At 35.5% G+C, this 24,292-nt stretch carries 21 protein-coding genes and 2 pseudogenes; 5 read left to right on the forward strand and 18 right to left on the reverse strand.

Features of this window, described 5'->3' with window-relative positions:
• Positions 1-739: 739 nt before the first annotated feature.
• Genes ACOT8F_RS16160 through ACOT8F_RS16170 form a run of 3 tightly spaced genes read right to left on the reverse strand, consistent with a single transcriptional unit; the run spans position 740 to position 2,995 of the window.
• Positions 740-1,330 carry a GDSL-type esterase/lipase family protein gene (locus ACOT8F_RS16160; protein WP_421652956.1) on the reverse strand — a complete coding sequence of 197 codons (591 nt, stop codon included), beginning with the start codon at positions 1,328-1,330 and terminating at the stop codon, positions 740-742.
• Between the two features lie 10 nt (positions 1,331-1,340).
• Positions 1,341-2,810 carry a sodium:solute symporter family protein gene (locus ACOT8F_RS16165; protein ID WP_421652957.1) on the reverse strand — a complete coding sequence of 490 codons (1,470 nt, stop codon included), beginning with the start codon at positions 2,808-2,810 and terminating at the stop codon, positions 1,341-1,343.
• Entirely contained in the window at positions 2,807-2,995 is a 189-nt protein-coding gene (locus tag ACOT8F_RS16170) for a DUF3311 domain-containing protein (RefSeq protein WP_421652958.1), read from the reverse strand. The genes ACOT8F_RS16165 and ACOT8F_RS16170 overlap by 4 nt, the downstream gene beginning before the upstream one ends.
• Before the next feature lie 129 nt (positions 2,996-3,124).
• Here ACOT8F_RS16170 and ACOT8F_RS16175 point away from each other — a divergent pair, with 129 nt between their 5' ends.
• Positions 3,125-4,504: a sigma-54 interaction domain-containing protein gene (locus ACOT8F_RS16175; protein ID WP_421652959.1), complete on the forward strand. Its 1,380-nt coding sequence runs from the start codon at positions 3,125-3,127 to the stop codon at positions 4,502-4,504.
• A gap of 102 nt (positions 4,505-4,606) precedes the next feature.
• Here the strand turns inward: ACOT8F_RS16175 and ACOT8F_RS16180 are convergent, their stop codons facing one another.
• The 4 genes from ACOT8F_RS16180 to ACOT8F_RS16195 all read right to left on the reverse strand — a co-directional run bounded on the left by ACOT8F_RS16180 (position 4,607) and on the right by ACOT8F_RS16195 (position 10,415).
• On the reverse strand, positions 4,607-5,704 hold the full coding sequence (locus ACOT8F_RS16180) for a tartrate dehydrogenase (protein WP_421652960.1): 1,098 nt from the start codon (positions 5,702-5,704) through the stop codon (positions 4,607-4,609).
• Positions 5,705-5,729: 25 nt separating this feature from the next.
• Entirely contained in the window at positions 5,730-7,154 is a 1,425-nt protein-coding gene (locus ACOT8F_RS16185) for an aldehyde dehydrogenase family protein (RefSeq protein WP_421652961.1), read from the reverse strand.
• The gene (locus ACOT8F_RS16190) at positions 7,129-8,259 is read right to left on the reverse strand and encodes an aromatic ring-hydroxylating oxygenase subunit alpha (RefSeq protein ID WP_421652962.1); all 1,131 of its coding nucleotides are present in this window, start codon (positions 8,257-8,259) and stop codon (positions 7,129-7,131) included. The genes ACOT8F_RS16185 and ACOT8F_RS16190 overlap by 26 nt, the downstream gene beginning before the upstream one ends.
• 1,652 nt (positions 8,260-9,911) lie before the next feature.
• Positions 9,912-10,415, reverse strand: coding sequence for a hypothetical protein (locus ACOT8F_RS16195; RefSeq protein WP_421652963.1), 504 nt, complete (start codon positions 10,413-10,415; stop codon positions 9,912-9,914).
• Positions 10,416-10,840: 425 nt separating this feature from the next.
• On the opposite strand from ACOT8F_RS16195, the pseudogene ACOT8F_RS16200 reads away from it, so the two are divergent.
• Positions 10,841-11,350, forward strand: a pseudogene (locus ACOT8F_RS16200) (transposase); the annotation flags it as partial.
• A gap of 488 nt (positions 11,351-11,838) precedes the next feature.
• Positions 11,839-12,036, forward strand: a complete 198-nt coding sequence (locus ACOT8F_RS16205) for a hypothetical protein (RefSeq protein ID WP_421652964.1) — start codon at positions 11,839-11,841, stop codon at positions 12,034-12,036.
• Positions 12,037-12,332: 296 nt separating this feature from the next.
• Here ACOT8F_RS16205 and ACOT8F_RS16210 read toward each other — a convergent pair whose 3' ends face one another.
• From ACOT8F_RS16210 to ACOT8F_RS16235, 6 genes and pseudogenes are all read right to left on the reverse strand, one after another.
• Complete coding sequence (locus ACOT8F_RS16210; protein ID WP_421652965.1) at positions 12,333-12,587, reverse strand: sigma-G-dependent sporulation-specific acid-soluble spore protein CsgA; 255 nt, start codon at positions 12,585-12,587, stop codon at positions 12,333-12,335.
• Between the two features lie 639 nt (positions 12,588-13,226).
• A pseudogene (locus tag ACOT8F_RS16215) lies at positions 13,227-13,360 on the reverse strand (Rrf2 family transcriptional regulator); the annotation flags it as partial.
• Between the two features lie 227 nt (positions 13,361-13,587).
• Positions 13,588-14,520 (reverse strand): hypothetical protein, encoded by a 933-nt coding sequence (locus ACOT8F_RS16220; protein ID WP_421652966.1) that lies wholly within the window; start codon positions 14,518-14,520, stop codon positions 13,588-13,590.
• 692 nt (positions 14,521-15,212) lie between these two features.
• Positions 15,213-15,812: a hypothetical protein gene (locus tag ACOT8F_RS16225; RefSeq protein WP_421652967.1), complete on the reverse strand. Its 600-nt coding sequence runs from the start codon at positions 15,810-15,812 to the stop codon at positions 15,213-15,215.
• 568 nt (positions 15,813-16,380) lie between these two features.
• Complete coding sequence (locus ACOT8F_RS16230; RefSeq protein WP_421652980.1) at positions 16,381-16,839, reverse strand: polysaccharide deacetylase family protein; 459 nt, start codon at positions 16,837-16,839, stop codon at positions 16,381-16,383.
• Positions 16,793-17,017: a hypothetical protein gene (locus ACOT8F_RS16235; protein WP_421652968.1), complete on the reverse strand. Its 225-nt coding sequence runs from the start codon at positions 17,015-17,017 to the stop codon at positions 16,793-16,795. Before ACOT8F_RS16235 ends, ACOT8F_RS16230 begins: the two co-directional genes overlap by 47 nt.
• A gap of 573 nt (positions 17,018-17,590) precedes the next feature.
• Here ACOT8F_RS16235 and ACOT8F_RS16240 point away from each other — a divergent pair.
• On the forward strand, positions 17,591-18,367 hold the full coding sequence (locus tag ACOT8F_RS16240) for a hypothetical protein (protein ID WP_421652969.1): 777 nt from the start codon (positions 17,591-17,593) through the stop codon (positions 18,365-18,367).
• Between the two features lie 148 nt (positions 18,368-18,515).
• Here ACOT8F_RS16240 and ACOT8F_RS16245 read toward each other — a convergent pair whose 3' ends face one another.
• Together ACOT8F_RS16245 and ACOT8F_RS16250 are read right to left on the reverse strand one after the other, a co-directional pair.
• The gene (locus ACOT8F_RS16245) at positions 18,516-20,336 is read right to left on the reverse strand and encodes a GmrSD restriction endonuclease domain-containing protein (RefSeq protein WP_421652970.1); all 1,821 of its coding nucleotides are present in this window, start codon (positions 20,334-20,336) and stop codon (positions 18,516-18,518) included.
• A 379-nt stretch (positions 20,337-20,715) separates the two neighbouring features.
• Positions 20,716-21,318, reverse strand: a complete 603-nt coding sequence (locus tag ACOT8F_RS16250; RefSeq protein WP_421652971.1) for a vWA domain-containing protein — start codon at positions 21,316-21,318, stop codon at positions 20,716-20,718.
• Between the two features lie 97 nt (positions 21,319-21,415).
• Here ACOT8F_RS16250 and ACOT8F_RS16255 point away from each other — a divergent pair, with 97 nt between their 5' ends.
• Positions 21,416-21,910 (forward strand): helix-turn-helix domain-containing protein, encoded by a 495-nt coding sequence (locus tag ACOT8F_RS16255; protein ID WP_421652972.1) that lies wholly within the window; start codon positions 21,416-21,418, stop codon positions 21,908-21,910.
• A gap of 172 nt (positions 21,911-22,082) precedes the next feature.
• Here ACOT8F_RS16255 and ACOT8F_RS16260 read toward each other — a convergent pair whose 3' ends face one another.
• From ACOT8F_RS16260 to ACOT8F_RS16270, 3 genes are all read right to left on the reverse strand, one after another.
• Positions 22,083-22,307, reverse strand: coding sequence for a hypothetical protein (locus ACOT8F_RS16260; RefSeq protein ID WP_421652973.1), 225 nt, complete (start codon positions 22,305-22,307; stop codon positions 22,083-22,085).
• 15 nt (positions 22,308-22,322) lie between these two features.
• Entirely contained in the window at positions 22,323-22,613 is a 291-nt protein-coding gene (locus ACOT8F_RS16265) for an HNH endonuclease (protein WP_421652974.1), read from the reverse strand.
• Between the two features lie 578 nt (positions 22,614-23,191).
• The gene (locus ACOT8F_RS16270) at positions 23,192-23,917 is read right to left on the reverse strand and encodes an alpha/beta fold hydrolase (protein WP_421652975.1); all 726 of its coding nucleotides are present in this window, start codon (positions 23,915-23,917) and stop codon (positions 23,192-23,194) included.
• Between the last annotated feature and the right edge of the window lie 375 nt (positions 23,918-24,292).

Consider the following 24,292-nt stretch of genomic DNA (forward strand, 5'->3'; position numbering starts at 1 on the left):
TTAACGAAAATCGGTCCTGAATGGTATTTTTATAAACAAAAAAGCAGATGGTATAGATTTTTTCTATATCAACTGCTTTTCTATTATAACAACTCCAACCAAGCGATCGACTCACAATGCGGAGTGTATATGGTAGCACAAGAGATGCTGATGGGTTTATGTAAGCTGATTGGTTGAGATTCATCGTAATGAATACCATTATCTAAAATTTTTAATGACGTCTCACGAGTACGTTAATCAACTAAGTAACCATCTTCTACTGCTTTTGAAAGCTCATATGCGAAAGTCGGCACACCATTTTCTTAAAAAACTCAATAATAAAAAGCATCCATTTCAGAAAGAACTGGAAAAAATCCAATCAGAAATTGATGCTTTAAAGCAAAAGAAATTAAACGATGTCAATTTGTTCACCGATGATATTAAAAGAAGAATTAGTCGAGTACCTCAAACTAACAGATAATAAAATCAAATAACTACAAACTAAGAAAACTCAACTCAATGATAAAATAACGAATGTGAAGATGAAAACTATGCACTTTCCATCATTCAAAAAATTAAAAGATGTTCTTTCATTAGAAGAACTAACACCTTTATGATAAATATGCCTTCTATTTTCGTGTATTTATTTATGCATAAAGAGTACAACAACCTTAACAAAACGTTCCCTCGAACATAAGTCCGAGGGAACTAATCCTGCAGTTCTTTGGTCACTACATTTTTACCACAATCTTTTGTATCATTAGTTAATCTGAATAATCGTTTGAGATGCCTGCTTTGCCAAAGCTATATGCCCTAATTCATTTGGATGAATGCCATCTGTTCCTTCATAATACTTACCTATCGGTTCATTCTGTTGATTTAGAAATGGAACGCGAAAATCAACCAGATGAAAATGATTGTTTTTTGCCATACTCATTATTTTATTAGCTAATTCATTCGAATTTTCTTGCAGGTGTTGATATCCAGCAATCGGTTCCCAAACCGTTTCTCTATCGACAAATTCAGCATGTATGGTCGGCTGAATTGCTAAAATCGGTACGATTTTATGATGGTAAGCTTGTTTAACCATTGAATACAGATTGGCAAGAATACTATTCACTTCGACATTCCACCACAAATCATTTCCACCAGCACAGATAATGACGTGTGTTGGAATATTGGTTAGTACATCATGATAAAAACGGGCTAGCATACCAGAACTAGTATCACCAGATATTCCTTTGTTATTGATTTCGACAGCCAATTCATTTTGAAGGACATTTGGCCACGCGTTCACTTTCGGTACACCGAAGCCATCTGTTAAACTATCACCAATACATACAATTTTCATATCATTACCATCATTGCTTGACTACTTTCTGCCCTATACTTGGTTTGCTGGATAGAATATGAGAAATGCCGCTTACGGTAAACATAAAGATAAAATTGATGGTGAACGCAAGAAATCCTGGATCAAGATCTTTCAAAACTTGTGGTGCATACGGGAATAATGAACCGAAAGTTGTATTTTTAATGGTAACGTAAGCAACGGTTACTATTCCCGAAAGAATACCTGCTCCTGCTCCAATTTTTGTTACTGGATTTCGTCTGAAGAACGTAACGATTAAAGCTGGGAACAATTGTAAAACAAAACTATAGGACATTAAAAGAAGCGATAACATTGTTTTTCCACCGTAGAATGTAAAAAGTAATGCGATTAAGGCAATCACTGGAACAAATATGCGAGTAAGTCCAGTGAGCTTTGCTTCGCTTGTAGCCGGTTTGAACACTTTGTAAATATTTTTTGAAAGCAGTGTTGAAGCGGTTAATAATAATAGTGAACTTGGGACAAGGGCAGCAAGTAATCCAGCCGAACCAATTACCCCAATAAACCACGGTGGAAGTGATTCCTTCGCAATTTCAAACAATACTAAATCGGTACGTCCACCCTCAATTTTTGGCATTTGTAAAACTGCTGTAAACCCAATGAATAAGATGAAAACCATGAGAATTTGATACAGTGGAATCAAAGCTGCGTTTTGACGTAATGTTCTTGCATCTTTAGAAGATAAGCTTGCGCCGAAAACATGCGGCCACATATATTGGCCAAGAGCAACAATTAAACAAACAGATACATACCATGAAATACTATAACCGGATTTCGGCAGCAATAAAAAGCCAGGCTTTGCTGCATCGAGTGTTTTAAACATTGGCTCAATTCCGCCAAAGTAATGAAATGGCAAATAGATCCCCAAGAATAAAATAGTAACCAGCATTAAAATATCTTTTAAGATCGCTGTGAATGCGGAACCATGAATCCCTGAGATATAAACGAAGATTGTTACAACTATGACTCCAATCCAGACAGCTAAATTTGGTGAAATGGCACCATATGAAGCTTCCGAAACAATAATTTTGATACCATTTAATTGAAGAACCATGTAAGGTATAATCGAAACAACCCCAACAATGGCTACAAAGAGACCTAACAGTTTACTATCGTATTTTTTAATAAAAAAATCTGGCTGAGTTAATAACTTGTGTTCTTTGGAATAACGCCAAATATGAGGCAGAATCCAAAACGGGATGATATAAGTAACGGCACAAAAGATATAAATTACCGGGCCGCCCATGGAGTAAGAAGCACCACTTGCACCAAGAAAAATAAACGTTGTAAACATTTCACCAGCCATTAACACAAACATAACGATATTTCCAAAATTACGATTCCCAACAACCCATGATTCCAATTGTACGTTGCGGCCTTTGCGTGCACGAATTCCTAAAAATAACGCTAAGAAAAAGGTTACGGCAATAATAATAATGCTCATTTTTTCCCCTCCTTTTTTTCCAAAATGATATTACTAGTAAATAAGCAAATAGAAGTAATCACAAGCCAGCTTGCTGACCAAAACACAACAAATGGCAGGCCTAATACATAGGGTTCAACACGATTCACAACAGTTAATGAACCAATGAACGCAAAAATGGTTAAAAAAATCGCGAAAAATTTCATCCAACATCCTCCCATTGCTTGAGTAAGCAATTTATTTTTAATATTCTGTAATTAAAGCACGCATTTTGGTAAAATCGTTTTAGAATTAGAGACGCAATTGTAAGCGCTTTTAAAAAAGGGGAATAAAAAATGAAAAGTAATTCTAAACATGCGGAAATATTAGAATTTGATAAGGAAGTACTTTTAAATATCCTTAATTATTCTTCTGATGAAATTTATATTTTAAATATGGATTTAGAAATCATTTACGTGAATAAAATGTGTGAACAACATTATGGTTTACGGCAGAAAGAGGTAATCGGAAAGCACAATGATTATTTTCTAGAGAAAGGATACTGGACTCCTTCTGTTATACCACTGGTTCTAGAGAAAAAAAACACCGTTACCCTTAGTCAAACGACACATACTGGGAAAGAATTAATTACTACTGCCATACCTATTTTTAATCCGGTAAATGGACAAATGGATTTTATTTTTATTACAGCACGTGAGAAAAATTATATTTCTATCTTCCAGCAGAGCACTCAAGAGAAAAAGATTTCGCATAATGCACAGATCCTGCCGAAAAGTTTTTTAACCATCGATGATCAAATGTCTGCCATTATTGAATTTTGTAAAAAAGTTGCACCCGTAGACACAAATATCTTGATTCAAGGTGAATCTGGGACTGGAAAGGGCGTTCTCGCAAAGTACATCCATGATTTAAGCAACCGGAAAAATGGCCCGTTTCTCGCCATTAATTGTGCGGCAATCCCTGAAGACTTATTGGAATCAGAATTATTCGGCTATTCAAATGGTGCCTTTACCGGTGCATTGAAAAACGGAAAAATCGGGCTGCTTGAAACAGCAAATAAAGGAACCATTTTTCTAGATGAGATTGGGGAAATCTCCTTAAAATTTCAAACCAAATTACTGCAAGTATTACAAGATCACAGCTTTTTTCCAGTAGGCGGCCGTGAACAGAAAAAAGTAGATGTGCGAATTATTGCGGCATCGAATCGTAATTTGCTTGAAATGGTAAATACGAAACAATTTCGAGAAGATCTTTATTACCGTCTCAATGTAATTGATATTCAAATACCCCCGCTTCGAAATCGCAAAAATGATATCCCGTTATTAACTGATTATTTTTTAACGAAATTTAATCATAAATATCAAGTCAATCGTTCGATCTCTCCAAGTGTCCTAGATGTCTTTACAACCTATCATTGGCCTGGCAATATCAGACAACTTGAAAATATAATGGAACGGCTTGTGATTACAAGTGAATCGATGATTCAATTAGATGATTTGCCGCCCCAATTATTACCTGTAAAAAAGACGATTCATTCAAGGCAAGCAGATGATTCATTGCCCACTATATTAGAAGAGACTGAGAGGAAACTAATTATTGATTCTTACAGTAAACATAAAAGTTCTCGAAAGGTAGCGAAAGATCTTTCCATCAGTCAGACGAAAGCCGTTAAATTGATCCGTAAATACTGTGTAAACGTTCTATCGAATGAATAAGGCAGGAGTTTATAAATTGAGCAGGAAATACAGAATAAATGATCATTTTGTTCTGTATTTCCCTGTTCGTTTTAAGGGCATTTATCCATTCTTTTCGCCTGTTTAATTGATTCTTTCGAGATGTTCTGATTTTAACCGAATCGTTAGGAGCTCAACGATTCGGTTTCCTACTTCGGATGTTGTGGATGAGCCTCCCAAATCAGGTGTTAAAACTTGTTTTTCGATTAATAATTGTTCCATTACATCTAGCAGCAATTTACCGTACCTTTCGTAACCAACGTAATCAAGCAATTGACTTGCAGACCAAATGGCTGCAAGCGGATTGGCTATCTGTCTACCTGCAATGTCTGGTGCAGAACCATGTATAGGTTCGAACATGGAAGGGAATTTTCTCTCCGGATTTAAATTGGCTCCTGCTGCAAGTCCTAATCCACCTGCGATCGCCGCTCCTAAATCAGTTAAGATATCTCCAAATAAATTGGACGTGACCACAACTTCAAATCGCTTTGGGTCTTTGATCATGAGCATAGCTGCTGCATCCACCAAGTAGGAATACGTTTTTACAGTTGGGTATTCTTTACTGACTTCTTGAAAAACTTGATCCCAAAATACCATTGAATAATTTAAGGCATTTCCTTTGCTAATACTTGTTAATGTTTTCCCTTGCTTTAAAGCAGTTTCAAACGCATAGCGTATGATACGTTCTGTTCCTTTACGAGAAAAAACACTATTTTGCAATACGACTTCCTCTTTTTTTCCTTTATATAGCCAATCACCCGCTCCGGCATATTCACCTTCTGTATTCTCTCGAATAAACAACATATCAATCTCTTCTTGTCTTACGCCGGCAAGTGGACAAGGCGCGCCCTTTAAAAGAGTAACCGGTCGGATGTTCACGTATTGATCAAAGCTTTTACGAATGGTTAAAAGCAGTTCCCAAAGCGAGATATGATCAGGTACTCCAGGAAATCCTACTGCACCTAAATAAATGGCAGCAAATTCTTTCAAACGCTCAATACCATCCTCATCAATCATTCTTCCTTTTTGAATATAATACTCACAACCCCAAGGAAAAAAAGTGAAGTCAAAATGGAACGTTTGGTCGAGGGTTGCGATGACATTTAAGACTTTTATGCCTTCATTTATAACTTCAGGGCCAATACCATCTCCAGCTATGACTGCGATTTTGTGTGTTTTCATATGCAACCTCTTCCCTTAAGTAGCCTCAGTTTTGATTCCAGACAATCAGTTTCAATTCGGTCATTTCTTCTACTGCAAATCTAATCCCTTCTCTTCCAGTACCGCTTTCTTTCACACCACCATATGGCATATGATCTACTCTGAAAGTGGGGATATCGTTAATAATGACGGCCCCTACATGCAGCTTATTGGAAGCGAGTAAAGCATTCGTTACACTCTCCGTATAAATTCCTGCCTGTAATCCGAAGCGCGAATGATTTACATGAGAAATGGCTTCCTCAATAGAAAACACTTTGTTAATCGTTACAATGGGAGAGAATACTTCTTGGCATGATACTTTCAGTTCTGCTGCAGCATCTTGAATAATTGTTGGCTCAAGGATATTTCGGCTCGCTTTTCCGCCAGTTAATATACGAGCATTATTTTGTTTTGCTTCTTCAATCCAATTTAATGAACGATCTAAATCATCAGGCGATATTAATGCTGAGATGTACGTTTCAGGGTCAAAAGGATCACCTAATTTCAATTTTTTCGTTGCTTCTACGAACTTTTCAGTGAATTCCTCATGAATGGCTTCATGGACATAGATTCGCTGCAGCGATATACAAACTTGGCCTTGATTTGAAAAAGCACCCATTACACAGCGGTCTATGATTTTTTCAATATTTACATTTTGATCGATAATGAGCGCTGCATTTGAACCAAGCTCTAGTGTAGTTTTCTTCAACTTCGCTTTATTCCGAATATTGATTCCAACGCTAGTACTTCCAGTAAACGTAATCATATTGACGCGTTCATCTTCAACAAGCGCATCACCTACTGTTCGGCCAGGTCCTGTTACGACATTTAAAACACCATCTGGTAAACCAGCCTGCTGGAATAGTTTTGCAATAAATAATGCAGAAAGCGGTGTTTGAGATGCCGGTTTTAGAACTGCAGCATTCCCTGAGGCAAGAGCAGGCCCAACTTTATGGGCAACTAGATTCATAGGGAAATTAAATGGTGTAATTGCCCCAATGACACCGATTGGGTTTCGTACCGTATAACCAACACGCCCGACTCCACCTGAAGCTGCATCGAACGGAATGGTTTCCCCATGAATTCTTTTTGCTTCTTCGGCTGCAAATTTATAGGTTTCAATCGTACGACTCACTTCACCTTTTGAAAAGGTAATTGGTTTAGACGTTTCATTGGTAATGATCTCCGCTGCTTCGTCAAAATGTTTTCTTAACAGCGTCACTGCATTTTCGAGAATTTGGGCTCTCTCAAAAGCCGGCATTTTCGCAAATCCATCTTTTGAATCAAAAGAAGCTTTAATCGCTTGCTGTGTTTGTTCTTTACTTGCAACTGCAATTTCAGCGATTGCTTCTCTTGTATAAGGAGAATATAAGGGTGAATAGTCTTCTGTTTGAACTTCTTTCCCGTTAATCCATAAATGCTTTTTCACCATACTCACCTCGTACACCGTCATTCTTTTGCAGTACCTTCAGCACGGATTCATGAAATTGGACAATTGCTAGTTCAGAAGATGAGTAAAAACCTTTATTGAAAGCACGAGAACGGAATCCAATTTGTTCCAATTCAACTAGTTCAACATCTTCATTACGGACTACTTCTGCAAATGCAACTAAATCTTTTTCTTCTTGTGTTAAATTCTCATCTCGGAAGTAATACGTATAAATACCAAGTGTAGTATCTTGGTCGATTGGAATCATTTGGATGGTAGCTATGTTTCCAGGACCTGGATAAATCGTCATCATTAGATTTGGCCATAACCAATAAAAAGTGCCGCCTTGCATTTCTACTTCATTAAAATCCAATGAACCCATTTTTTTGTCGGCTTTTACTATAGACCCTTGAACAGAATAATTTTGGCAAGTAATAATTTGGTAATCGTTCATATCAAGTGTCGCAACAAAGCTCGGATGTGCGACGTGACAATGATCACACTCTAAGTAATTATCAATAAACGCTTTCCAATTCGCTTTAATTACTCTTGTTTTGCTGTGAGTTCTTTTTAACTCTTTTAAAAAAGGGAATTTACTTAGTTTTTCAAAAAAATCTCCATAGGTTTCAATGAGAGGTGCTGCATCATCATCTAAATTCACAAATATAAATGATTCGGCAATTTCCATTCTGACTGCACGCAAGCAGGCATTTGAAACGCATGCAAAGTCTTCACCTTTAAAATTGGGAGCTTTATTTAATTTTCCATCCAAATGGAATGTCCACCCATGGTACCCGCATTGCAAGATTTTTTTATTACCGCTTTCATTTTTCTCTAATTTTGTCGCACGGTGAGGACAGACATTATAAAATGCTTGAATAATACCATTTTTATCACGTGTAACAAGAATCGGTTCACCAGCTACATCCACTGTGAAAAAATCCCCTATTTTCTCTAATTGGCTAACATGCCCCACTAATTGCCAAGTATTTGAAAATATTTCCTCCTGTTCCTGCTTTAAAACATTGGGATCTGTGTATAAATCATAGGTAAGCGTTCTTTCAAAAATTTGATTCGTTGTGTTTTGTACTTTATTATAAGTAGACACGTTTTGTAGCCCCTTTCTTATTATCATTCTTGCCTACTCTTATTAATGCAAAATTCGTGCCAACTTATAAGGGCTGCATTAGACGGTAATCATTGCATTACGACTGCATTGCCTTAGTGAAAGTGAGTTACTTCTGACTCAAATAGAATTGTAATGAACTCAGGAGGTCCAAAAATAGAAAAAGGATTACCAAACAGTAGTTTGGTTTATTAGGCATGAGAAGAAGAAGCCTGAGAATGAAGGGGATTTTATTAAACATACATCAAAAAAGCCGATTCCTGTGCAAATAAGTAGTTCAGATACCGTAGAGAAAATGTAAAAAAACATGTGAAATAACATACTAAATCACAGTAGCACCATAAATAACAGTACAAATAGCAAAATAAAACGCTTGGATTTTAATATCTAAGCGTTCTGTTTTTATATATAATTTTTAAACTAAAGCTACCCTATAGCCTAAGTACATTCTTTCACAATCTTAATTAATAAAATGTTATCCTTTTCCTAGTCCGAATTTGCCGACTGTCTGACTAACTTTCGGAGCCGAAAGTAGTAGACTGTATCTTCTGATCAATATTCTGGTTACTTTGTCTCCATAAGCCTACCGCTATCCATAGACAACCTATGGCGACCTGAATTCCGTGTGCTATTCGTAGAGGCTGTCCACCGAAAAATTGTGGAATATATAATCCCATCCCTAAAGCGAAAGGAATACCACTCCATTTAGGGTACCTGCCAGACCACCAAATTGCGATAGCAAGTATAATCCCTGTAATGGCAAGTAGTAGGAGACCTACAAGGAACATAACGAGACCTGCTCCAGAACGGACGACAGTTGCTAAACTAACAAGGGTGGCTGCCTGTTGCCTTATAGCCTCTTGCCCTATAGCGTGCAGACCGAACGATTCCCCTCCGTAAAACGGCAAGGTTAGACCTATTCCTATCAAACAGAGCACGACCGCCCAATACGTAATTGAGTTTACGGCTGTCCCTTGTAGAGAGTTGTGAAGCCCAAGTATACCTAGTGGTAGTAGTGTAAAAGCGATAATGGCTAGTATATGTGCCACTAGCCAATCGGTGGAGGCGAAAGCTGTGGCACCCTGCAAGGATGTCTCATCTGAAAAGGGGCGTATCGTTGGATAAAGTACAAACAAGATTCCAGAGATTATAAGAGATAAAGCACTAAGGCGCATTCGTAGCACCTGTATAGATGTTCGCATAGGATCTTCCTCCTTGGTTTGAATTTAGATGAATTACATTAAAGAAACGCAAGGTTTAATAATTAAATGTTTATTTATGAGACGCACTAATGCCCCCTTTAGTAGACAAGTCATTATCATTTTTAATGTTGGTTTTAAGGCTTATTCCTGTCCCATTTTGGCAAATATCTTTCAACAGATATTAAATAAATAAGGCAAATGTACTTACAATGAAGGTTATCAAAGAAATAACTTGCAGTATATTATGTTGAGCGTCTGTGGTCTTTTATTGGAGGTAATATTTTAAAGGTATTTTTAAAATGAGTTTCATATAGGGTTTTTGGAAATTGCAAAGCCTCCTTGGTCATGAAAAAAGTGAAACCACCTGAATTTTGACTTTACTACAAAACAATCGAAGAAAAATTCCGTTCTTAAATTGAGGTCTTACAGATTCTATTGAGTTAAATTATTTTTATTTATAGGGGGATTTGCTTTCTTTACCAATTTACCACCATCAAAATGACGACCATATTTTTTAATATAAGCAGTTATTTCCTCATTTGATGGGATTCGCCCTTCGTGCCCCCATGTAAAAAAATATGACTGAACTTTACCACTATAAAATACCCAGCTAAAAAATTTCCGAGCAAAATTATGTGAACCACTAATTCTGAATTTATTCATTCGCTTTCCGTCTTTCCATATGGTCAATGTTTGACCAATTCCTCCTTGCATCTGTCCAGAAAGTTCAGCATATAGTAAATCTTCATTCTTTGTCATTGCTTTCATAATGAAATGATTGAGAGTCCCATTTAGAATCAAGCGAGGGATATTAAATAGTTCCCCCCTCGTAACTGAAATTACTGCTCCAGGAGGAAGTTCAATATCTTTATTCCCTAGCGTAAATGTTGCACCATATTTGTTATTAGGGTCTTCATGTTTTATCCACGTTCTCATAGTAAAAGTCTCCCTTAATGGATTAAAAACCTAATGTGAGTAAGAACATCCTGATCAAATACAGAATTTACATTAACTTCAGAAGCACTTGCAAATCCAACATTTAAAAGTAATTAAATAATGGTATTGTCGCTTCAACGATTTTTATAATTTTAACTAAGTCTATCTTTAAACGAACATTTTCCCTAAAATTAGCTCCCTCTTGGAAGAATATGAATATTTTACCATGTAAGTATTTTTCTTGATATGTATTTTTAATCAAAAAGAGATAACGAAAAACTCCGAGGGGTATATTACGCCCTACACTGTCCAGGTGACTTAGCCACTCGATAAATTCACGGCATTAGCTAATCACTTTACAAATTAACCGATAACGCCACCGCACCCTTCCCCAAAATTGCTTATTCAATCAAACCGAAATCCGTTTTGAAAAGACTGTATATCAGAGCCATATTTTAAGTCTTGGTATGTATATAAGCATCATTCTTCAATACAAAGAGCACCTATCCAAATTAGAGTCTGAGATAGATGCCCTCGGTAATGATATCAAATCTATCCCTGATATCGGAAAAAAGATCGCTGCAACGATCATTTCTGAAATTGGTGAGATAGATAGATTTACAGATCCTAAAAAGTTGGTGGCTTTCGCTGGAGTTGTTCGTCACGCCTTATATATGGCTGTTCGTTGTGCTATACGTGACTGTCGAAAGAGCAAAACAAGCGATGAAATCATTCCTCGTAACAAGAAATTACGAGAGTTCTATGATAAGAAACGTGAAGAAGGAAAACCTTTTAAAGTAGCTGTCATTGCATGTGTAAATAAGCTCTTACATTGCGGGAATGTTTCCTTAATTATTTCATCCTCAAATTCACCAATATTTCCATTAAAAAAATCCTGCTTTTCCGCATCAAAAATTCACGATTATCTAACGTAAACAGAAGAGTGATACCAAAAGTTCAGCTTGGTCAAGTCTAATAAAGTTTTGCAAAATCGGACAAGCAGAAGAAAGCCAGTTTCCCATCAAACTCCCTTTATATTTTGTAAAGAAATTTACATCCCTTTTCAATCAGAGCGGAATCCCACTTCTTCTCATCAGAAACACTCTAAAACTTTAAGCACTGCACTCTCAAGAGATTCTCTTTAAATAAGAACGATTTGGTAGCTTCTCAGCGAAACCTATTTCTACCTCGATATCTTCAAAATAATTACGAAAAATCCTTTTAGACTATATTCGCTATTCATCCAAACAGGAAACCTTGAAAAAATAAGCCGCACTTACCAACAGCATAATGTGATTCATCATTTAAACCATTTGCCACCATTTTCAGATCACACTGAAATCATTAATTATTTGTTTTTTATTTGGCCATAATAAAAAATGCACTTATCGATTTATTTAGTTGAAAAGGTGGCTTATTTTAAATGAAGAAAAAAATGCCATTCGCTCCCTATATAAACTGGGTTGTTCTGGCTTTTTTTGCTTTTGTGATTGTCGTTCTCGGTTTTTCGTCTGATACTAGAATTGCTTTGGTCTTTACACCTATCTGGTTTGTCATGCTTGTCATTGCTTACCGTATTATAAAAAGAACAGCCTCCAACAGATTGTGGAATTTTTCATAATAGAAAGTGTTTAATATCAAAGTCTGTGATAAGCCCTTAGATAGAAAATTAAAAATTAGTTCTGTGTTTGAGCTAATACCAGTTCAATGAACCTTTGATTTTCTATATACAATGGGGAGTGGGCCGAATGCTCAAACCAGACCCATTTTTATTGTTCGCTTGGTGAAAATCTCAAAAAAATTCCTCGTTGGTTTCACTACTAATACAGTTTATTGATGAACAAGACAAGCTGTTCGGGTAAAAACAAGTTTAAATTCTTTAAAGTTCCATTGATTACCCAAGAAATATAGACTTAATTAGATGAACAATAGCTCATACACTTCATTCAATTGGCAGGCTCTTTCATAGTTCTGTTCCTGGTTTGAATAACGAATCGCTTCAGCTAGTACTTGATTAAGATAATTACTTTCTTCCTGGTTTAGATTCCTTGCAAATTCTCCCTCAGTTGAATAATCATAAGTCGAAATTCTGTCGAAAAGCCTCTTTCCAACCTCATCAAATTCTGTATGCGCAGATAAAATTTCCCGTAAATATCCTAATGATTGATCCATAAGTTACACCCCTTATCATTTTGAAAAACAGTAATATGAGGTTATTATTTACAAAAAAACCCAAATCAATGCCTTAAATAGACAGCTTTAGCTTATGGATTTGAAGGATGTTTCCGCTTTCAGGAAGCTAATGGGAGTTTTTGTAATTATTTTAAATTTTTCACAATACTATAAAAACAGCATAAAAAGAGTTTTTAAGTATATTCCATTGCAATTTACGAAGAGCCTTACCATTACCGCTCGATTTAATATTATAGTAGTGAGAATTCTGCTTTTTTCAGAAATCTATAGATAAAGCTTAATCAGGTTGAGCCAAAACAATATTAGAAAAATTATCAAATGAACTGGGGAAATTTCTTAGATTTGAAAAACATACTCCTGAAATGCTGAAAGAACCTTTCTTGTATTTAGGCCTACCAGGAAATCAAAAAATCGGCAGATTTTCAGTGGCCTCCTGGAAGAAGGCCGGTTTTGACGTTATTTAAAGCTTTCTACAACTAAAGAAGTCCCTCAGTAATCGGCACTGCTGGCGGTCGAGGAGTTTTTCAAAATCATTGCTTTCAACTGCCAATGTTTTTTTACGAATGCCTTTTTGGATCTCAACAAGGAATGGAAGAAGGAATTCTGGTACACCCGATTTTTTAGCATGCCCATAATTTTTCTTATTAGGGTTGGATTGGTGTTGACGCTACCGGCTAAAAACTCCGAAGAATATTGACTTCGATGTGAGCTAATATGTGAATGCCAACTGAAAAACGGCTGCTGATGGACATATGTTTCACCTGCTCATGAAAATCCTACGATTAATCCGCTGTTTACATCAGCGCAGCTTGCGTGGGAGAAGAGTTTGGATGACTTGCAGGATGTTATTGAGGATATTTACGATAAAGAGGATTTGGATAGCAGTTTGTAAAATTATGAATAGAAGCTCTCAAGAATCCTTATAAGTAAGAGAAAAACAGGCATTCTGTTATTAGAAAGCCTGTTTTTTTGGATTGTATTATTTAACAACCACGTTATAGGTATAAGCTTTATCCCAGTCATCATGTGGAAGAATATCAATAGTACCTGCGCCTTTATGAATAGCAACAAGTGTGGATCCGTTTTTCCATTCGAGAATATCCCCGCTAGCTAGAAGCCTTTCAAAATCATCCTTGTTTGTTCTTTTTAAATAAATTTTCTGACCCACTGTTAAGGTTAATGTAATACCATTGGGATAATCTGTATACATATTTCCATTTTCGTCAAAGGAATATTCAATTATAAAATCCTCTGCTTTTTCCGCTACTTTCTTTTGGGCAGCTTGTTTCTTCGATTTTCCCTCAAGAGTTCTATTCTTTTCTTCAAGAATTTTAAGTTTCATTTGTATTTCCGCTAATTCTTTTTTATTTTGAACCTCTTTACGGAGGTCATTTCCAGTTGACTTAATTTGTTCACTTTGCTTACTGGTAGAATTGCTTTTTTCAATATCTGACAGTATAGATAAGGCCTCTTTATACTTTGCATTTTTTTCAAGTTCTTTTGCTGTAGTTAACATTTTTTCTAGTCGGTCTATTTCTAATACCTTAGACTCCAATTGTTTTGAGAGATTATTAATTTTGACTATGATAGCAGGTTCACTATTTTTCTTTTGTATACCTTGTTTTAATGCGCTAACTTGTTTCTGGGCATCGGTAAATTTATCAGCTTCTAAAGAGATATTTGCTATTTGTAGTTGGGTCACTTGCTGCAATAATGATTTTGGTTTTTCTGCTGTATTATTTAACTTTTTTGCATTGTTTAGATAAACTGTAGCTGCTTTATAATCTCCTGCTTTAATTTTATTGAGGCCTTTTGACAGGTTATCTTGATATTCATTTTGATTGTTGGTGCAACCTGAAGCGAGAATGACCATGATAGAAAAAAAGAACAATTGGCTGAGCAGTTTTTTCATTTTTTCCCTCCAAAAAATGATATTTCATTTAAAATTATATTTAAAGATTGCTGGAAAATAAATACTTACAAAGATAAAAGAACTACGAAGGGAATATAAATCTGCTATTATCATGAGACCGATATATCCCGAAGAGTGTCTCAATTGATTGAGACCTCAAAATGCTTATTAAAATAAGATTGGAGACAAGTAATATTTTTCCACAATAAGGCTTTGTTTGGGCAATGTAAAAATAGAAGGCGTTGATACCAGCATAGATAGCGCCGAGATTGTTACTGATACTATTATGCAAATGGTGCGAGATCATGTCCTCCTGTTAATAAGAACAATTAAGTCCGGTATTTAGTGTTTTTCTCCAAAATAAAAGTACTTATAAGATTAGAAGAACCGTCTAAATAAGTGAGCTAATCTACAAAAAAGTTTCTTCACTAAAAAACCGGAGCCGCCTGTTCATTCGACTCCAGTTTAGGATTATATATCAACTACCCTCGCTATTCCTTGACCGCAATTTTCACATTTCCCTTTTAAGACAATACCATGTTCACCATCTTCAATTATAACCCCGACAACAGTAGCGATATTTGAACACTTTACGCACCAAACATTAATCGTTTCTTTCGGAATAGAAATCCATTTTTTATTTGCATTCAGTTAAAAAACCCTTTCTTAACAATAAGGTTACATCTCTTTAATCAAGCAAAATCTCTTTTTATCTCTTCTATATTTTTTTTAGTGTTCAATTGAAGAAAATTATAGAGCAGTGTTCTGTTTTCATCATTAACTAGATTCTTAAATTTATCTAAGAGTCCTTCAAAACCTTCAAAATAGGAACTTTTATGATTAGGATTATTGTATGTCATTAAATATTCTTGATAATCTTTTGTCTTCATTTTATCTTCAATCTGAATAAGGATTCCGTTCCAATTATTCATTCGTTTAGTATGAAGAGGTTTTTTTAATACTACTTCATTTTTTTCTTCATTATCTATTTGTAGTATAAATTGCGACACTTCTAGCTTATATTGGAGAAGCTCGCTTCTCTTCTTGTTATCTAAATCATGTAATATCTCGTTTTTATATTGCACGAATTTAGCTTTTCGATAGTTTGTCTTTCCTCGCTTCAGTTTTGTTTCTTTATTACTTTTTCTATAGTCATTTATTTGTTTTGTAGCAGCGCCTGCAACTGTTACTGCCTTAGCTATATCCTTCCAGTTATCCTTAACTAACTTTCCAACTTTTGGACCGTGAGTCTTTACTGTATCGATAATAGGTTTTATAGGTAAATTAGCCATATTAATCTCCTTTTCTGATTAATGGTAAATGCCCAATAATCTAAACTTTGAGGAAGAACTTATTCAATAGAACTATTCCCTTGTTTTTCTAAATAAAAAACCTGATATTAAGTAACTGTTTGGAATTTTCTTATAAAGAAACCTTTTATGGTGATGACCAAAATTTTATTAAAAAAACTGCAAATAAAAACGAACCCTGAGTAAATCAGGGATTGTCTGCTCCTTAATCTCTTTTTGCTGTCCATAATTAATTCCAAACTCCTCTTAGGTTTAATTCTCCTGAAGAAAATCTGCTATAAGCTGATATATTCTTATTTTACACTAACCTCCCTCCTAAAAGTACCCAAGACCTTATAAGACATTTTCTTAATAAGAAGATTAGCAAGAGCTGCTCAGAACATAAAAAAAGAGCGAGCACAAACCTTCGCTCACTCCGCTTAAGTCTAACCTGCCATCATTCCAAAAATTACTCACTACATGATGACTCGGATCATAAGGCACCAAGACATACCCCTTCGATTTCAAATAATCAATAATCTGAGGCAAAGCTCTAACCGTTTGCGGCCGCTCATGCATCAAAATAATAATGGGCTTTTTTTGCTAGCACTGCGGATTTAACATTATTGATGATCGTATTGTACTGGCTGGTCTTATATCTCCAATCATTGCTGTCGATCGTCCAATCCCACATTTTAGATTGATACTTCACTAACCAATCCCTAAATGGCTTCACCATATACGGCTGGCTGCCATAAGGCACTCTGACCAAATAATGATTAACCCCCGCCACCGACTTCAATGTTTTCCGCATCGTTTCCATTTCCTTCGCCACATTACTGTAACTGCCTTTATATAACTTTTTCGCACTATGAGAAACACTGTGCAGTCCTATATAATGTCCTTCCTTGTTCACTCTTATCATACTAGTCTTGTACGTTCTAATATTGGGCTCTATTGCAAAAAACGTTGCCTTGACCTTCTTATTTTTCAAGATATCCAGTATTTGTATATTCACTCGGCCCATCATCAAAAGTGATGTAGGCAATTTTAAACTTCTCAGCCAGGTTGATCCAACCTGTACCCTTTGCTGAAATAACTTTGAGCCAGCCTTTGTTTAAAACAGTAACAAACTGCGGGTTGATCACATTTGTTTTTTGATCCTTGAAAGAGCTGCCCGTATGAGACAGCATCTTATTAACATACAAGCGATGGTTTCCGAATTCATCTTTAAAATTTGTCGGGTGAATCCAGCAGTTTCCGTGAAGAGGTCTTTACCTTGTAGTATTCGTTGTTTTTTATCGAGGATGGTGAGTGTTTGGGGTTGCAATGTGCCGAGGTTTGCTGAGTTTGTAGAATTGGATTTTTATAGATGGTTTTTGGAATAACTAGATTTTTTGAGCTTGATTAGCTGCGAGTACACTGCTGAGGGATGTAGAGATGAGAAAGGTACAGATAATAACGAATATGCGAGAGCCAGATGAATTTCATTTTATTCCTCCCGTGATCATGATGGTTCTTCAGGGGGGATATTCCCTGCTCAATTATTGTATTGGTGATGAGAGCAATTTAGTCCAGGGTTTGGTGTTTTTAGCTAATGGAATTAATTCGAATATTGGTAACCACAAAATGAGTAAGCACGATGCATATTCTATAATAAAAAATTTTCTTATGTTACTCTTATTAAAAATTGACCCTTAGCATCCTCTATTTTATTAAGACGTATTGAATATCCAATAATCATTACCACATTTCGGTAATTAACTTTGGAGGCGATAATTTTGGTAAATGATGTTGAGATTTTTTTAGAAGAATATCTTGATGAAAAGCTTGAAGTTTTGTGTGAAGAATTTTTAGCAGGGAAAATGGAGAAAGCCTGCGATATTGATTACCTGTCTTACGGTATTTCTTTTAATAATATTTTTGAAGAATTAACATTTGTAATTCTCTATGAAGAAAAATCCTATGAGGTTTTTAGGAAAAACCTTTTTAAAAGAGTCTATGATATTTTAAAGGAACTTCCTGATGAAGAAATTACACTGCTGTTATTTGCTTTACTTAAAGCTGAGATTTTTTACGTGGAGGACACTGATTTAAATGAAGAAATTGCTGTAGCAATTATCAAACTAGCGAATACTAAAGTGCTAAATCATTTATACAATATTTCTACCAAAATTTATGAGAAATATATGCAACAGCTAAAAGAAGGTATCATGGAATTTAGATTCAGTGGTTCTGTTGCTGGTGACTACGAAACATCAGATTATTGGGAAGAGTTTTGTTTAATTACACAGGAGAATTATGATTATCTTTATGATATATGCTATGAAGATATTTATAGTTATATTTTGGATGTATTAAATAAATCCCCTGAAATTGATATAAAACTTCTATTTGCAGGTATAGAGGACATTACTGTTGAAGGAATTGAAAATCCTCTTTCAATTCACGCTGAAATGAATAATTGTATAGCCGAGAAACTTTTTGATTTGATCTCTGATATGGCTGCATCAGAAGATATTATGCATATCTTGTATACTGATGATTATGATGAATAAATTTTATAGGTAAAAAAGTAGAGTGCGATAGCAGCTAAGTTCGCACTCTACTGTCTTTTATTTCATTTTTATCCCCTCATCCTCAGCATCAGCCAGAACTTCATAAATTAAATTTCTAAATACATCTGCCTGGAGCCCAAATTTAAAATTAATTCAACGGTCCACCAAAAGCAGCTATCACATCATCTCCATTTAAATTAGAAATCGGTTTTGCCATTGCTGTGCTGATTAGGCCTATCAAGGACTTAGTACGTTTAATATAATAATTATCAAAATTACCGCTACGTAAATCGTTCAAATCAATCTTATGGGTTGCTACATAACTATCAAGATTTGCACCAATTACATGATTACTAGCTTCAATTTTCTTCAAATATTCACTTGGCGCACTTCCTCCAATAATTCGATTAGTCCTAGCAAATAGGGGTGTTTTATTTACAATAGAATTCCATTTTGTTTTATCGATTTTTTTAGATTCACAATATGCACGAGGGAAGATATGGTGAATATCTGTATTTTCATCCAAGAAAACAGTGAAATCCATCGGACTACCACTAATAAAATCTAGGCATCCCGCTTTTAAAATTAGTGCCATAACCCCTTTATATGCAGCACTTAACCGTGATTGTAATGATAATAATCTTGTTGGTTGGAAGTAGGCTCTCTGAATGGTATCAGGCTCACTACCTCCATTAATCCATTCAATCATTCCTCCGACATCATTAGCATATCTGGTTTCATTAGCACCACCATACATTTCACCAAATACTCCACACCAATACCAAGATGAAATTTTATCTTTAATTATGCTGTCTTGTGTTTTCGTTTTTAAGATTGCAAATATTACTGCCATAGGAATAAGCTGAGTACTGTATGGTAAATCTCTTGAAGAAAATATTCGCTGTTCTTTTAAAAAACTAGCTGCTTGGATAAAACCTTCCGTTAAATCATCAGCATATTGTAGATATTTTGTTAAGGTTAGTTTTAATACATCCCTCTTCTTACAACTAATTGCCTCTCCACCGTTTACTTTTATGTAATAGCGATCTAATAAAGTAATTGCAGTTAAAAAATCCGTTGAGGACACAACAGATAAAATGGAATCTTTCTGATTTGAAATAGATAATGCTGATTTCTGAATTAACTTATTATAACGGTCTTCCCAATCTTTACGTAATTCAAAATTATCTGCTGCAAAAGTGGCTGTCATTAATTCAAATACAGTTAAAGAAACACCACCTGAATTAACATTTTCAAATACTTGGCAGACTGCCTCTTTCGGAGTATCTTTACTTAAAGTAATGACTGGAACTTTATAACTTTGAATAGGAACCAAAATTTCTGCAATAAATCGAGCGTACTTTGTTAAAATATCTGGGTCATAATTATAATATTTTTGATAATCATTCATCCACATCGTACAAGCAATGGAATCAAACACTTTATTTATAGGAAACATGTGATTTTCACATTCAGAATCTCTAGTACTTAAATCTAGTTCTATATCTCTCCCGAAATTTGAGCGAATAATTTTATCTTCAGGTACTGAAATAATCGCATCTATTCGATCAGTTGTACTATTTAAACAACGTTCAATATCTAAATAGTAGTATCGTTTAATTTCTTTATTCTTATCCGTTTTTGTCAAAACAGCTTGTTTCGAAAACATAGCGTTGAAGATAGAAGTCATTCTTTGTTGACCATCAAGAACTAATATCTCAGGAATAGCTAATGCTGTAGCACCCGTAAATGGACGATATTTAAAACGTATATTTCCCCCTTCACTATATTCTAAAAACATTAATGCTCCTACTGGATAGGAGTTAGAAATACTGGCAATTAATGCTTTAATCCGATTGTCATCCCAAACCCAACCACGTTGAAAATCTGGTAACTGAATTATCCCTTGTTCAATATCACGTAAAATATCAGATACTGTTGTATCATTTGATTTAAACGTGCTACCCATATATTAAACTCCTCCTCTAATAATTTACTTAGTCAAATAACAAAGTATAAGCATTAATTTTCTACAATTTTATTAATAGCCTCAATTAAAATAATCTTTTCATATATTGGATTTATATTCAATTCAAAAATAACCAAGAGTTGAAACACAAAAGATAATGTTGACGGTTTAAACCCTACAGATGGCACTTAAACACAGAGTGTCCTCTAGCAGTTATTTAATGGACAAAAAAACGCCACTACAGAAGAGTAGTGGGCAAAGGACTTATAGATTTTTAATAAATAGTTTTTTATTCCATATTAGTTCCGATTTATACAGTGGGCGTTTAAAGAGTTAAATTAAGGGCTCTGCTTGTGATTGGACTTGTGCTTCTTTGACTTTATTCATCATGTTGATCCTCCTCTATTCTCATTTCCATTAAGGTGCTGTCCAATGCAGAATACATCTGCTCGACTCCTGCACTGGTAGCCGTAAATTCATAGGCCATGTCTTTATGAATACCAAGTTGATCCGCTTCTTGAAAAGCATCCATGTTCGCTCCTAGAAATAGAAACTCCCAGTTGTACTTCTCCTGCTGATGGATAATCACTTCTTTGACTTTTTTATAAGTAAATTCCCGGCTGGCGTTTTCCATTCCATCGGTTGTAATGACGAAAATCATTTTTCCAGGTCTCTGTTCCTCGCTTGTATGCATGAGTCTGCTTCCAACGTCCAAAATGGTTTTCCCTATCGCGTCTAAAAGAGCTGTACACCCTCTGACATAGTATTCATTCGTCGTAAGGGTCACATTTTCAGCCTTTTCAGCACTCCATAACATTTCGTACTGATCATCAAAAAGGATGGCAGTTACCTTTGTCTCGCCTTGAAATTGACTCTGTCTGCTTATAAGTGCATTAAATCCTCCTATCGTATCACTTTCCAAGCCCGCCATTGAGCCGCTGCGGTCGATTAGAAACACAATCTCCGTCAAGTCTTTATTCATCTGTTATTCCCCTCTCCGTTCATCATGATATAATCATACTCAAATTCATCCATAATTTGGTCGCCTGTGAGGCGACAATTTGAAGGGAGTAAGAACGATGCTTGATCGCAGCCTTTTGAGTGAGATGGAAAATTTCATACTCCATCATCAATTCATTACTTTACAAGCTCCGAATTATAAAGAATCGGAAGAAAGCCTTATCTATTCGGAACCATTATTTATTGAGTTAGAGGAGTTTATTGAAGATAAGCGCAAACCTGCTTTGAATCAGATATTGCTAGAACTATTGCGCCGAAAGGGAATTGAAGATGAAGCTGAAATATATAAAAAAGCCGGTATAGACCGGCGACATTATTCAAAAATAAAAAACAATCAAGTTCAACCAAGGAAGCAAACCTTGATTGCACTGGGCTTAGCTCTGGAGCTGAATACAGAAGAACTGGAAGATCTTCTAAAGTATGCAGGCCATTCTATGTCTTACAGCGACACTGGTGATTTGATTATTTATTTTTGTTTAGAAAAGAAACTGTATGATATCGATAAAGTAAATGAGGCATTAGATTATTTTTGTGAGCGGCCTTTGATTGGGTAAATCAATAAGTGTTAATTTTTTGCAGATTTTCATTAATTCAAAAAGCCGCTCAATTTCATGTTTGTTATGAATCTTTACATTAGGGTCTTTCATGCTGTTTCCATTGTTAAAATCCATCTTTTCTAATTGTTCCATCCTAACAAATTGGTTAAATAACACGACATGGATATGATTATGGTCTCTTCTTGGCGCAGCGATAAAATCTTTTTTCTTGATTTAGATGAAACATAATAGATTTCGACCCATAGTCTCTTTTTGGGTTTGGCTGTTCTCCGATAAAGGAAGACAGACTTTCCTTCAGCATGCATTCTTCCAAGTATTCAATCAGCATTTCCGAATTTCTTGTAGCTTGGTAGATTTTCTTTGTTTCGGACGTTTCCCACCGTCCGTTATACAATACTTATAATTCCTCCTAATTTATCCATAGGCAATTCGGGCAAACTGCTACAGCATTCTCAACTGTATCCTCTCCCCCATCCAGCCTTTCTGTATGATGAACTTCTAAATATGGCAGCCCATCCGATTTACGTTTAAAAAGTGCTCGTTTCTGACATTTTTCACATATCCCATTTGCTCGAAGCAACACTTCAGTTAAAACGTCTGGATTCCGCTTAAATACTCTAGTTGAGACCTGATAAGTTTCTGGAAGGAGAATAGTTCTGTCTTCTAACCGCTTTTTCCTTTTAGCAGAACTGTCATTCATTGAAAGCTTTGCTGCTTGATATATGTCCTCGCCAAGCTCAGTATTACTATTTAAAATGAAGAAGGTCTCTTATAATCCTGAAATGTTTGTCTTGCAATTCATAAAGAGTTCAGGAAATGAACCCCGTCACAGTCGGATAAACTTTTCAATCCTTTCATTGTATTTAAATATAAATAGAGAACAAAATCCTGCATTTTTTCAAATTCCAGCATACGCAAAAACATAACCGTAAAATGAGGATTTTTATTCCTGCGATAATGGAGAAAAGTAATGCGCTATTGACAGAAACACAAGCAGTAGAATTGAATTCCAATATCTTCCCAAAATATCGTCTTAATAAAATTTATTATAGAAAAATTAAAGAACCTTTAATAATATTTTAAAGGTTCTTTGGTTTTGAATTATTTCCCAATCCATTTAAGCAACGCACAGCACTCCACTTGTCCAGAGTGTATGTGGCAACACAAGAGATGCTGGTGATTAAATATTTATGAATAAAGTGTTGTATATAATCTTCATTTTTAGGATTTATGTTGTTGGATTAAAGCACCCAATAGTTTAAGTACAAACAATCAATCTTAACTATTGTCAATCAACTTTTTTATCGCACTGACTACCACTTCTGGTTCGTCATTTTGTATATAGTGAGCACTGTTTTCAGCAATCACCAATTCACCATCTGAGGATATTTCAAGAATCTCTCTCTGCATTTCATTCCATAACTCTTGTGATTCCTTTGAATAATGAGCTTTCTTACCAGCTGAAAGTACAATTAAAGGGACATTTAATTTTTGCCTGGTTTCTTTTAACTGCTTTAGGCATTCCATAAATTCATCATAATTGCCTTCGTAAACGAATTGCTTGTTGTATGCTTGTTGAAAATCTTGTGGCATCGTTGGGAGAAATCTTTCTCTGTAATCTTCAGGCGTAGAGTCAACCAAGACAAGTCCACAAACTTCATTATGATATTCAGTTGCATACATCCTCATATTAACTCCACCGAACGAATGACCGACTAATATGTAGGGAGGTTTTATCTTGGCTTCAATAAGAAGTTCCTTCAATTCTTTTACCATCTCACGGCTGGTTCTGGGGTTAGAACTTGTTTCACTTTTCCCAAGTCCTGCTCTATCATAAATTAGAACATTAGAGAGCATTGAAATATCCCCAATTACTGAATCCCAAGTCTTGGAAAAATCTCCATATCCAGCGTCCATTAAGACTGTTGGCTTTCTGTTATTTTCCCCCACCAATTTAGCATATAGTTTACAATCACTTATTTGCACAAACATTTTTTTAGCCATTTAGTTCATTCCTCCCATTTAGCCAACTATCAGTAGTTAAAATTTAACAATATTAACACCCCTTCTTCAACTCCCTCAGTTTGATACGAATATCTCTCGAATGCTCACTTATTCGCAGGATTTCATAACCCTTGTAATTGGGTTTACGGGTAAATGAAATGAGTTCACATCAGTTTGGCTTCGTGAAGGCATAGTTAAATAAAGGAGTCAGCTACCACTCCATATATTACCATATTTTGTACATCTCCACGCCGCCCTTGGGGGCTTTCCCTCCCATGTCTCAACGGGTCAATTGCCCTCTCATTCCTTCGTCATGCCTTTCCAAGGGGTGGAGGCCAGTTATGCTAACCTGATGGGTCACAGTGCCCTTTTGTT

Origin of the sequence: Chryseobacillus diguaensis, assembly GCF_049220665.1 — a bacterium.
Classification (GTDB): domain Bacteria; phylum Bacillota; class Bacilli; order Bacillales; family Bacillaceae; genus Metabacillus_B.

Excerpts from the sequence above, each read along its gene's own strand:
- ACOT8F_RS16195 (WP_421652963.1), bottom strand. The coding sequence starts at position 10,415 with ATGAGAACGTGGATAAAACATGAAGACCCTAATAACAAATATGGTGCA.
- ACOT8F_RS16175 (WP_421652959.1), top strand. The coding sequence starts at position 3,125 with ATGAAAAGTAATTCTAAACATGCGGAAATATTAGAATTTGATAAGGAA.
- ACOT8F_RS16220 (WP_421652966.1), bottom strand. The coding sequence starts at position 14,520 with ATGAAAAAACTGCTCAGCCAATTGTTCTTTTTTTCTATCATGGTCATT.
- ACOT8F_RS16265 (WP_421652974.1), bottom strand. The coding sequence starts at position 22,613 with ATGAATGACAGTTCTGCTAAAAGGAAAAAGCGGTTAGAAGACAGAACT.
- ACOT8F_RS16160 (WP_421652956.1), bottom strand. The coding sequence starts at position 1,330 with ATGAAAATTGTATGTATTGGTGATAGTTTAACAGATGGCTTCGGTGTA.
- ACOT8F_RS16170 (WP_421652958.1), bottom strand. The coding sequence starts at position 2,995 with ATGAAATTTTTCGCGATTTTTTTAACCATTTTTGCGTTCATTGGTTCA.
- ACOT8F_RS16225 (WP_421652967.1), bottom strand. The coding sequence starts at position 15,812 with ATGGCTAATTTACCTATAAAACCTATTATCGATACAGTAAAGACTCAC.
- ACOT8F_RS16230 (WP_421652980.1), bottom strand. The coding sequence starts at position 16,839 with ATGATGGGCCGAGTGAATATACAAATACTGGATATCTTGAAAAATAAG.
- ACOT8F_RS16205 (WP_421652964.1), top strand. The coding sequence starts at position 11,839 with ATGAAGAAAAAAATGCCATTCGCTCCCTATATAAACTGGGTTGTTCTG.
- ACOT8F_RS16180 (WP_421652960.1), bottom strand. The coding sequence starts at position 5,704 with ATGAAAACACACAAAATCGCAGTCATAGCTGGAGATGGTATTGGCCCT.
- ACOT8F_RS16255 (WP_421652972.1), top strand. The coding sequence starts at position 21,416 with ATGCTTGATCGCAGCCTTTTGAGTGAGATGGAAAATTTCATACTCCAT.
- ACOT8F_RS16245 (WP_421652970.1), bottom strand. The coding sequence starts at position 20,336 with ATGGGTAGCACGTTTAAATCAAATGATACAACAGTATCTGATATTTTA.
- ACOT8F_RS16210 (WP_421652965.1), bottom strand. The coding sequence starts at position 12,587 with ATGGATCAATCATTAGGATATTTACGGGAAATTTTATCTGCGCATACA.
- ACOT8F_RS16165 (WP_421652957.1), bottom strand. The coding sequence starts at position 2,810 with ATGAGCATTATTATTATTGCCGTAACCTTTTTCTTAGCGTTATTTTTA.
- ACOT8F_RS16185 (WP_421652961.1), bottom strand. The coding sequence starts at position 7,154 with ATGGTGAAAAAGCATTTATGGATTAACGGGAAAGAAGTTCAAACAGAA.
- ACOT8F_RS16270 (WP_421652975.1), bottom strand. The coding sequence starts at position 23,917 with ATGGCTAAAAAAATGTTTGTGCAAATAAGTGATTGTAAACTATATGCT.
- ACOT8F_RS16250 (WP_421652971.1), bottom strand. The coding sequence starts at position 21,318 with ATGAATAAAGACTTGACGGAGATTGTGTTTCTAATCGACCGCAGCGGC.